Below are 11,764 nucleotides of genomic sequence, written 5' to 3'. Positions count from 1 at the left end.
ATCCAGGACATCTATCCGCTGGCGCCGTTGCAGGAAGGTATCTTGTTCCATCACCTGATGGCGCAGAAAAACGACCCGTATATCGTTTCGATGCTGCTGAAGGTGGCGGATGCGCAGCGCCTGGATGTTTTCCTGGCCGCCTTGCAGGCAGTGGTCGACCGTCACGATGTGCTGCGTACGGCGGTGATGGCGCAGCAGGTTTCGGTGCCGGTGCAGGTGGTGTATCGCCAGGCCTGTTTACAAGTCAAGCCTTTAGTGCTGGCGCCCGGGGGGGATATCGAAACCCAGCTCGGTGCCTACCTGGCGCATCCGCAGTCGATGGATCTGGCCCAGGCGCCGCTCCTGCACGTGAGCGTGGCGCAGGATACACAGTCGGAAAGGCAATATGCGCTGTGCCAGATCCATCATTTGATCGATGATTTCACTTCCCTGAAAATGCTGTTCTCCGAGGTGGAGGCATTGATGGGAGGGCAGGTCGGGCATTTGATCGAGCCCGTCCCTTATCGCGAATTTGTCGCTCACGCCTTGCATCAGGCACAATATAACGACGCCGCATCGTTCTTCAGCAAGACGCTTGGCGATGTTGACGAGATTACTTCTCCTTTCGGCCTGTCCGGCGTGCATGGCGACGGTTCAAGTATCGTTGAACGGAAGACGTCACTTGACGAGATATTTACCGGGCAAATCCGTTCTGTGGCCAGACAGCGGCATGTCAGTGCGGCAGCCTTGTTCCATGCGGCCTGGGCATTGGTGCTTGGCGCGTGTAGCGGCAGAACCGACATTGTATTTGGGACGGTACTTTCCGGGCGCTTGCAGGGTACGCGCGGTGCACAGAATATGCTAGGTATGTTTATCAATACCTTGCCCGTCAGATTGCAGCTGGAAGGAATGAGTACTGCGCAGTTGGTGGCGCAGACAGATGCCGCCTTGAAATCTCTGTTGCCATATGAGCAGGCCTCGCTCACCTTGGCGCAGCGCTGCACGGCCTTGCCTGGTGGTGCGCCGTTGTTCAGTGCCATTATTAATTATCGGCAAGCGATTGGTTCGGAGAGTGTTGACGTCCAGCCGCCCGTTGATGTTCGTGGAGACCATGCAATCGAGATCGTCGGGGGGCAGGAGCGCAGCAACTATCCGCTCAGCCTATCCGTGAGCGATCAACTTCAGCGTTTTGTGCTCGAGATACAGGTCGACCACAGTGTCGATGCCGGCGCCGTGCTGGCATATGTGGAGCAAGCGCTCAGAGAAATTGTTGGGGCCTTGCAAAATAGCCTTGATCAAGCATTGGCGGGGATCTCCGTGGTGCCGGCTGCGGAACAGGAAAGCACGCTTGATGCATCGCGAGGAGTGCTGCTTGATCGCACAGGCCAACCGGATGTGCATGGCTTGTTCGAGGCGCAAGTCTTGCTGACGCCGCACCGCATTGCTCTCGTACATGCCGATGAAAGGCTGAGCTATGCTCAGTTGAATACCCGTGCCAACCTCCTTGCCAAATACCTGATAGCAAAAGGTGTCGGACCGGACACGCTCGTGGGCGTATGTCTGGAGCGCGGCGTGGACATGATCGTGTCCTTGCTGGCCATCCTCAAGGCGGGCGGCGCGTATGTTCCTCTGGACCCCGGTTTTCCTGCCGTTAGATTGGAATACATGATCGGACACAGCCAGATGAGACTGTTGCTGACGCAAGACTCACTGTTGCCACAAGTCACGATCATGGCAAAGGATAAGCCCAGGCTACAGATTCTCAGTGCAAATGGCGATCAGTTTATTGCTTCACTATCGCTATATTCAGACAGCAACCCGCTGCGCCATGTAAGTCATTCGCTGGCACATCTGGCTTATGTACTGTACACATCTGGCTCGACAGGCACGCCCAAGGGGGTGGAAGTGTCTCATGCCGCGTTCCGGAATTTTATCCTCGCGATGCAGGACCAGCCTGGCATTGAGGGGGATGACGTTCTGCTGAGCGTGACATCCATTTCCTTTGATATTGCTGGATTAGAAATTTTCCTGCCTTTAAGTGTCGGCGCGCGTCTTGTTTTACCTCATCGCGAGGTGGTTCAGGACACCGCTTTGTTGCTGGACCTCATCGTCAAGGAAAAGGTGACATTTATGCAGGCAACACCTGCTGCCTGGCGGGCATTGCTTGGCCGCCCTTGGCCGCTTATGGAGCGCGACCTCAAGGTGCTTTGCGGTGGCGAAGCATTGGCGGAGAAACTGGCGGAAGAACTGCTGGATCGAACTTCAGAGGTGTGGAATATGTATGGGCCGACCGAAACCACGGTATGGTCTACCCTCCGCCGGCTGGGCAAGGGGGAGGGCAAGCCTTCCATCGGCCGTCCTATCGCCAACACCGACGCCTATGTACTGGATGCCTGCCTAAAACCGGCGCCCCGGGGCGTGCCGGGAGAGCTGTATATCGGCGGCCAAGGCCTGGCCCGTGGCTATCTGCACCGCCCTGACCTGACGGCGGAACGGTTTGTCCATGCAAATCTGCCCTTGCCTGATGGCGTAGTCGTCCGCCAGCGCCTGTACAAGACGGGTGATTTGGTGCGGTATCTGCCAGATGGTGGCCTTGAGTATCTTGGACGTATCGACGATCAAGTGAAGATTCGTGGCTTCAGGATCGAATTAGGCGAAATAGAGAGTCACCTGGCTAGACACCCCCTGATTAAGGCAGTGGCGGTCATGGCGCAGCCGGATAGTTCCGGGGAAAGGCATCTTGTGGCTTATTTTGTGGCAAGAGCGGAGTACGTACAGGATGTCGGGCATGAAGGAATCGACTTTGATAACTTATTCCGCTCATATTTACAAACATTGTTGCCAGACTACATGATACCTAACCGGTATTTATTATTGGCGACGCTGCCTTTGACGCCGAACGGGAAGCTGGACAAACGCGCATTGCCGCTGCCCGATAGCACGACCATGCAGGAAGATTATATCGCGCCAAAAACAGATAGCGAGAAAGAACTGGCTGCCATCTGGTCGCAACTATTGTCGATGAATACGGATGAGATAGGGCGGGATAGCAGCTTTTTCAGCCTAGGAGGCGATTCGCTATCGGTGATGAAACTAAGTTCTGCAATCGAGACAAACTTCGGTGTTAAGATTGGCGTCAAGGAAATATTTGAAAATTCAAATATATCTTCTATTGGTTACATTATTGATTTCTTGTTGGGCAGGAAGAAACTGGCTGAGGATATGCTGGCGATACCGCAAGATCAGTTGCAAAGCATGGAATTTTGAATTGCCACCCGGGTTATTTTCGTCCGGGTGAATTATCTTGTCTCCGCGGCATAGCGAGGGTGGACGGCGATGCGATTTTAAACTTGACCGTATGTGAAAATATGAATGCAGACGTGGTGAAGGTGATAGGACTGGTACCTGGTAGCGTGCAGGCATTGACGGTGGTGGATGCGGGATCCCTGACTGAAGATGTTTTTTGGAACGAATATGTTTGCAAACATATTCCAGTGGTAATAAAAAATGCGGCTGCAACATGGCCAGCTATCGCACAATGGAAAATGCCCGGCTATCTTGAAGGTCTATGTGCAGATGAAAATGTACGGATGTCGCTTAATTTCAATCCCATGCCCAGCGAACCTTTGCTGCGAAATGGACTTAGCACACGTAAATTGCATGCATGTATTGAAGAAATTCGCCGCGCCGATGAGGGAAAGACCTTTTCTTTGGCTCCGATCTCCGTACCTGAAAAGTGGGCGCAGGATCTGGGGGGCTTTCCTTTTATGGGGGAAAAATATATACGCAGGCCCAGGGGATATCCCGGGAAGCGATTATTCGTTTATAAAAATGCTTCCACGGAATGGCATTATCATCCCATCGATGAGACGGTGACGACGCAGCTGCTTGGTAGTAAGCGGTTTTCGCTATTCCGACTCGATGATGAAAACTGGCAGGATTTCTCAGTGCCCATCAAGACAAATTTGCATCACATGGCATGCCGGGATAGTTTTTTTCCCCGTGACAAGGTACTGACCAAGTACGAAGCGGTATTGGACGCCGGCGATGCCATTTACATTCCTCCTTTCTGGTGGCATGGGGTCGATCCTGCGGATACCCAGTTTGGGGTGACCCTTGCACAATGTTTCAGAACGCCGTTAAGGCGGCTGGGTGCATGGAACGAACCCGTTACCAGAGAATTTGTCCGAGACGCGAGCCGGATGGACATGCCAATTCTATCGCGCTGCATCTTGGTTTTCTCTACCTTGCTGATGATCTCATGCAGCTCGATTGCCAGGAAATTTTCGAAAGAAAAATGGTGATTGGTTTCCCAGTGCTAGACGAGGGAAAGAATGCCGGTAACGCTGAATTTTGCAATGTATGTTGAGAATTCAGCGTATTGAATAATTAGACTTGGAGAGTGTTGGGTGAAAATGTCTGTTACGCCATGGATTGTCGGCCAGAGTAAAATACAACCCCGGTTTCGTTTGTTTTGTTTCTGTTATGCGGGTGGTAATGCCATTAGCTATCTTCCTTGGCAAGATGAACTGGATTCATCAATTGAGGTGTGTGCCATCCAACTTCCTGGGCGTGGCGTACGCATGCATGAAGATTTGTCGACATCCATTGCGCAGATTGTCGAGGAATTACTTCCTGTGATAGCAGGGAGAAGTAACGTGCCCTTTGCTTTTTTTGGGCACAGCCTTGGCGGCATCATCGCGTTTGAACTGGCAAGATACCTCCAGGTACGAAAGATGACGCTGCCTGTGCATCTTTTGGTTTCCGGTTGCGGCGCCCCCCGCAGACATGCCCCGGATCAAACGAAAAATCTTTCGGATGACGCCTTTATCGATTTGTTGCGCGATTACAACGGCACGCCCCTGGAAGTATTAAATAATCGCGAATTGATGGATTTTTTGTTGCCCAGTATCCGCTCCGACTTCAATTTGCTGGAAACCTATCATTACCATCCGGGCGGGTGCTTGCCGTTGCCTATTTCCGTTTTGGCGGGGCGCAGCGATACCGACATTGCAGAGGACGAGCTTACTGATTGGCAATTTGAAACGAGCCAGCAATGTCAGGTCCACTGGTTCGATGGCGACCATTTCTTTATTCACGCTGCACAAACCGAAGTGGTGGCGCACATCGATGCCACAATCCTTCCCCACTTACAACGCCAGCATATTCTCCTTATGCAACAGTAACAATCCATGGATTGCTGACGCTTTGGCATGTGGCGCTGCAGCTGAGCGTAACTTAGCAGCGTGTGATTCGAGCGCAACGATGGCAAGTGCCGGGGTTCTATGACCTGGCGGCAATGTGCCAAATACCTCTAGATGATATGGAAAAAGTTCATGCAAAAAATACTGTCAGCTTTAGTTGAGCGGGGCATCGATGTATCGATCAAGGATGGGAAAATTAAGGCTACGGCCCGTAACGGTAGTTTTGACGATGTCGCTATCCTCCTGATCAAGGAGAATAAACAGCAATTGATGGAGTATTTGGAGCGTGAAGAGCAACTGGCGCAGCAAAACCACCGCCGCCTTTCCTCTGCGCCTGCTGTTGCCCTTCCTCTTGGCTTGAACGTTCCCGTTTCGCCGCTGCAACAGCGCTTGTGGTTGCTGAACGAGATGAGTCCCACACTCTCCCCAGCAGTCAGCGTAACACTGGAGTTGACCGGTGAACTGGATGTTGATGTGTTGAAGCATGCGTTGCGCGATCTGGTACATCGCCATACCATCCTGCGCACCAGTTTCGTCACGGGTCCGGATGGACAGGCGCTTGGTATCGCTCAGCATGATGCTCCCTGCAACATGGTGTACAAAGACCTGCGCACGGTGGCCGCTGGCGAGCGTACGACACAATTGCGTGCAATTATCGCGGATGCCGTCGGCCGTCCACTACCCTTGTCGTCGGTGGAAAGTCAGTTGCGAACGGTCTTGATACAGGAAGCGCCACAACGGCATATTTTTCTGATGAAGGCGCATCGCATGGTCGTGGATGAGCATGCGATCCTGACTTTGGCGGAGGAGTTGCGGCAGAGCTATCAAGCTATCGCCAGCGGCGAGGCGCTGGCAACTGTCGGCGCCCACACGCTGCAGTCCGGCCATGTCACGTCGCCGCCGCCGTTGCCTGGCGACTTATTGGATCAGCAACTGGCATTCTGGCATACCCAGCTCGCGTCGTTGCCACTCGCACATGGGGTGCCGTTGGACTTTGCACGTCCCTCAGTTGCGCGACTGGCGGTTGATTCCGTCGATATATTGCTTGCGGAAGAGAGCAGGGATTTGTTACTCCGCGTGTGTGATAGCGTAGGGGCGGATTTAACAATAGGCATACATGCCGTGTTTGCCGCCTTGCTCGCGCGGTATAGCAATGAAACGGATGTTGTCATCGGTATTGAACATAGGAAAGATCGCGGGTTCGATGCGGTCGTGGGTCCATTGACAGATCACCTCGTCTTGCGCAGCAAGGTTTCGTGCACGCTGGACTTCCACGCATTATTGGCGCACAGCAAAGGTGTGCTGGAGTCGGCCTACGCTAACCAACATATTCCATTTGCGCTTCTTGCTGAGCATTTGAAGCCCGAGCGCAGTGACAGCCACAGCCCCTTGTTTCAACTTGCCTTGGTGATTTCGGAGGCGCTCCCGGACGATGCCGATGCAGGGGGCGTATCGTTCAATATTGCTGCCGTGCATGCCGGGGCGCATCCGCACAACAGCGACATCACGCTGTATATCCGCCCTCACGCGCAGGGCCTGCATTGCCGATTTGAATATAACACCGCTCTGTTTACGGCGGCGACAATGGCACATATGGCCACGCATTTTTCGCGCCTGCTCAACGCCGCAGTGCGTGCTCCCGCACAGCGCTTGGACAGCTTGTCACTGCTTTCCGAGGATGAGCGGGACAAGGTGCTACATGTGTGGAACGCAAGCGCCACCAGTTATCCCGATGGTAGCAGCCTTCATGCCTTGTTCGAGCAACAAGTCATGCGCCATCCCGAGGCGAGCGCGGCTGAAATAAATGGCGTGACCATGAGCTACGCCGCATTAAACGGCCGTGCCAACGACGTGGCACATCGCTTGCGCCAAGTATCGTTTGCTCCTGAAACGCTGGTAGGCCTGTGTGTGGAACGGTCGTTTGATATGCTGGCGGCCATGCTGGGAATATTGAAGGCCGGCGGCGCCTATTTGCCGCTTGATGCGGCCATGCCGACGGAACGCCTAGCCTATATGTTAAATGATGCTAGGCCGGCGTTGCTGCTGACACAGCATTCATTGCTGGCATCAATCTCGGCTGCAAATACAGATGCCTGCATACCTGTTTTTTGTTTGGAGACCGATTGCGTGTGCCCGGCCTTGGTGGCTGCCAACCCTGCACCGCGTGCCTTGCCCGGTCATCTTGCATGTGTTTTTTACACATCGGGTTCGACTGGAAAACCGAAAGGGACACTGTTATCGCACCAGAATGTTGTGCGCTTGCTATGCAACAACGCTTATTACAGCCTGGACGTCGGCGAAAGGGTGCTTCAGTATGCGCCTGTTACGTTTGATGCCGCTACGTTTGAAATCTGGAGTGCCTTGCTCAACGCCGGATGCCTGGTGCTGATGCCTCCGGGACGCCTATCGAATGAAGAGCTCGGGAACGCGATCATCGCCGCGCGCCTGGACATGCTTTTCTTGACCACTGCGTTATTCCACCAGATGGTGGAGCATCAACTTGCGAGCCTGGCGTCGGTGCGGCATGTGTTGACAGGTGGCGAAGCCCTTTCTATGACACATGTACGGCTTTTCACCGAAGGTGCGCCCAATACCCGCCTGAGCAATTGTTATGGACCCACCGAAGTGAGCACGATCACCACTTGCAATGCCCTGACACGCGACACGCGGCTGACTACTTCTGTACCCTTGGGCCGTCCTATCGCCAACACGGAAACTTATATCCTCGATGAGCAATTGCAACCAGTACCGCCGGGAATACGCGGCGAACTGTATATCGCCGGGGCGGGGTTGGCGCGCGGATATCTTGGGCGGCCTGGTCTAACGGCCGAGCGCTTCGTAGCGAATCCTTTCAGTACGCGGCCCGGAGCGCGTATGTATCGCTCGGGGGACCTGGCCCGTTACCTGGCCGATGGGCAAATTGAGTTTCTTGGACGAAACGACGATCAAGTCAAAATACGCGGCTTTCGCATCGAACCCGGCGAGATCGAGTCGGCACTTGTCGCTCTGCCGATGGTCAGCGAAGCCGTAGTCCTGGCGCGCGAGGATGGCTTGCCAGGAGAAAAACGGCTGGCGGCTTACTTTGTCACGGACGCGAGCAAAGACGCTATCTCCGTCGATGCTCTGCGCGCGGCGTTGGCATTGGTCTTGCCAGACTACATGCTGCCGTCCGATTGGGTCGCCTTGGCAGCCATGCCGCTGACGTCGAATGGCAAGATCGACAAGCGCGCTCTGCCGGCGCCAGAGCGTATCAGTAGCGTTGCATTTTGTCCGCCGAGTAATTCAATAGAGACGGCTCTTGCGCAGATCCTGGCGGACGTATTGCAGGTGCCGCAGGTTGGCATTCATGACAACTTCTTCCATCGCGGCGGACATTCTTTATTGGCAACGCAGGTCGTTTCCCGGGTGCGCGTCACGTTTGGGAAGGCCTTGCCATTACGCACCATGTTCGAGGCGCCGACGGTTGCCGCGCTGGCGCAGCACCTGACTGAAATGACAGGTAGTGCAGGGGATTCGTCACTAGTGCCAGTGACGGGCGAGAAGAACTTGCTTGCCTCCTATTCTCAGCAGCGATTATGGGTACTGGACCAGATTGAGGATGGCAGTGTCCATTACAACATGCCATTCGCTCTGACCTTGAGCGGTGACCTGGATTACGCAGCAGTCAACCAGGCACTGACGAGTTTGTTTGCACGCCATGAAAGCCTGCGTACCTGTTTTGCAACCAGTTTGCAGGGCCAAGCCATGCAGGTCATCCAGGAAGCACCTGTGATAACTGTTCCTTGCGTTGACTTGTCGACGCTTCCGCAAATCGAACGCGACGCGGAGGTGATCCGGCGCGTGGCGCAGGACGCCGACACGGCATTCGATCTCAGCAAAGACCTGATGTTGCGGGTTCAACTGCTTAAACTGGCTGCTGATAGTCATATTTTCATGGCTAACATGCATCATATTGCCTCGGATGGCTGGTCCATGGGGATTCTGATCAAGGAGTTCAGCGCACTTTATAGCGCGTATAGCCAGGGACAGCCGAATCCATTGCCGCCGTTGGCCATCCAGTATTCAGACTATGCGCATTGGCAGCGCAGCGAACTGCAAAGCGACATATCGACGAAGCAATTGGATTATTGGGTCAGGCAATTGGCTGATTTGCCTACGGTTCATAGTTTGCCGCTGGATTTCCCCCGTCCTGCCCGGCAAACCTTTGCGGGCGATAGCATCCAGAGCACACTGGATGTCGACGTGACGGCCAGGCTGAAAACGTTGTGTCAACGTAACGCGGCAACGCTATTCATGGGTTTGCATGCGGCCTTTTCCGTTTTCCTTGCACGTAGCAGCAATGAGACAGATATTGTCGTTGGCAGTCCCATCGCCAATCGAGAACATGCCGAGATCGCCGGATTGATCGGGTTTTTCCTGAATAACCTTATTTTGCGTACCGACCTGTCGCAGGATTGCACCTTTACCGAGTTAGTGGCGCAAAGCAAGTCGACCTTGCTCGATGCTTATGCCTACCAGCAAGTGCCGGTCGAAATGATCATTGATCGTTTGCAACCACAGCGTAGTCTTAGCCATAGTGCTTTGTTTCAGGTGATGCTGATCTTGCAAAATAACGAGCATGGAGAACTCGACTTACCCGGTTTGCGCCTGACTGCGGTGGAGGGGCATCAATCCGTTGCCAAGTTCGATTTGTTGCTATCGGCCGTAGAAGGACCACAGGGCCTGCTCCTGTACTGGGAATATAACGTTGATCTATTTCTGCCATCGACAATCAGCAGAATGGTGGCTAACTTTGAGGAGCTGCTCAAGTCTCTTGTCAGTGAACCCGATCAGAGCGTCTTCAAGGCCAATATGCTGAGTGAGTCCGAACGCCAGCAGTTGCTGACCATATCGAGCGGAGAGATGGTCGCCTTCGCCAAGGATCGATGCGTGCACGAACTGTTTGAGGAGCAGGTTCTGTTGCAACCAGAATCCACCGCACTGGTGTATGAAGATGAACAATTGAGTTACCGCGACCTCAATGACAGAGCGAACCAGCTTGCGCATTACTTGAAAGGCGCCAGGCACGTGACGCCAGATACCCTGGTCGGCATCTGCATCGAGCGCTCGTTGGAAATGATCATCGGTATCCTGGCGATTCAGAAGGCAGGTGGTGCCTATGTCCCGCTTGATCCGGATTATCCGGCCGACAGGCTTGCATACATGATCCAAGACGCACAGTTGAAGACCGTTCTAATCCAGAGTCACCTGCGCCATAGGATACCGCTCGATGACGAGCAAGTCTTGTGCATCGATGACGCGGCCGTTCACCGTGAAATCGGTTTGCAGAAAGTGCAAAATGTTGTGCCGCGAGAAATAGGATTGGCGTCTCGTCACCTCGCGTATGTCATTTACACCTCTGGTTCGACAGGAAATCCCAAAGGGGTGATGATTTCACATGCAAATTTGGTGAACCTGGCGCGAGCAGTCCAGCGTCGCTATGGCCTGACGTCGCATGACTGTTTCCTGCAATTTGCGACCGTCAATTTTGACATGTCTGTGGAAGATATCTTCAGTACCTTGGTCAGTGGAGCCTGCCTCATATTGCGTGCCGAGCACTGGCTGCAATCGACGCAGCACTTCTGGGAGTGTTGCGCGAGGCATCACGTAACCGTGCTCGATCTACCTACCGCATATTGGCATACATTGGCCAAGGAAAGCCACGTGGCGGTGGCTGCAAGCGTGCGTCATATCAGCATGGGGGGCGAGCAGGTGAGCAGTACAATGATTGCCGAATGGATGAAATATAATTCTCCGGGGCACCCCTGCTTGCTGAATACGTATGGGCCGACCGAGTGCACTGTCGACTCGACGTTTGCCCCGATGACGGACCTGTCAGGTTCGATAGGGCGTCCGCTGGACAATACCAAGGCGTATGTCTTAAGTGCCGGCAAGACTCTTGTGCCTATCGGAGTTGTGGGTGAACTTTATATTGGTGGTGCCGGCGTGGCAAGAGGGTACTTGAATCAGCCCACATTGACGGCCGAGAAATTCGTGCAAAATCCTTTCCATGACCCGGCCGATCCCTCCAGCAGTGCTTTGTTATATCGAACAGGTGATCTAGTGCGATGGCAGGCGGATGGCAACCTGGCATTCCTGGGGCGTATCGATCATCAGGTCAAGATTCGCGGCTACCGTATCGAGCTGGGCGAGATCGAGGCGGCTCTGAGCCGTCATGCGGACTTGCGCGATGCGGTGGTGTTGGCCAAGGACGTCGATGGCGAGAAGCGGCTGGTGGCATATGTGGAAGGGCGGACGGCAGAGTGCGATGAGGCGGCGTTGTTTGCGCGCCTGTTTACGTACTTGCACGCCTGCTTGCCTGTCTACATGATGCCGTCGAGCTTTGTGCTGCTGCCGCAATTGCCGCTCACGCCGAACGGCAAGGTGGATCGTCAGGCCTTGCTGAATCTGGCGCTGGCGACCGTGCAGGCCGCCTTCATCGCCCCGGAGACGGCGATGGAGCGTTACGTCTGCCAGTTGTGGCAGCAGATCCTGGGCATTGAGCGCATCGGCCGGCAAGATAATTTCTTTGCGCTCGGTGG

The 11,764-nt window shown here is 54.3% G+C and carries 4 protein-coding genes; all 4 read left to right on the top strand.

What is annotated here, in order from left to right; all coding sequences use genetic code 11:
* Positions 1–3,246 carry a non-ribosomal peptide synthetase gene (locus AC07VL_RS27770; RefSeq protein WP_494808712.1) on the top strand — a complete coding sequence of 1,082 codons (3,246 nt, stop codon included), beginning with the start codon at positions 1–3 and terminating at the stop codon, positions 3,244–3,246.
* Between the two features lie 101 nt (positions 3,247–3,347).
* Positions 3,348–4,283, top strand: coding sequence for a cupin-like domain-containing protein (locus AC07VL_RS27765; RefSeq protein ID WP_494808711.1), 936 nt, complete (start codon positions 3,348–3,350; stop codon positions 4,281–4,283).
* 111 nt (positions 4,284–4,394) lie between these two features.
* Positions 4,395–5,165, top strand: coding sequence for a thioesterase II family protein (locus tag AC07VL_RS27760; RefSeq protein ID WP_494808713.1), 771 nt, complete (start codon positions 4,395–4,397; stop codon positions 5,163–5,165).
* Between the two features lie 150 nt (positions 5,166–5,315).
* Positions 5,316–11,764 (top strand): amino acid adenylation domain-containing protein (locus tag AC07VL_RS27755; RefSeq protein ID WP_494808710.1); only part of this gene is annotated, 6,449 nt, incomplete at its 3' end.

Source organism: Janthinobacterium sp. GW821-FHT03C08 (assembly GCF_059420905.1).
The sequence above is the reverse complement of the archived record's forward strand: the minus strand, read 5'-3'. Positions and strand labels throughout refer to the sequence as shown.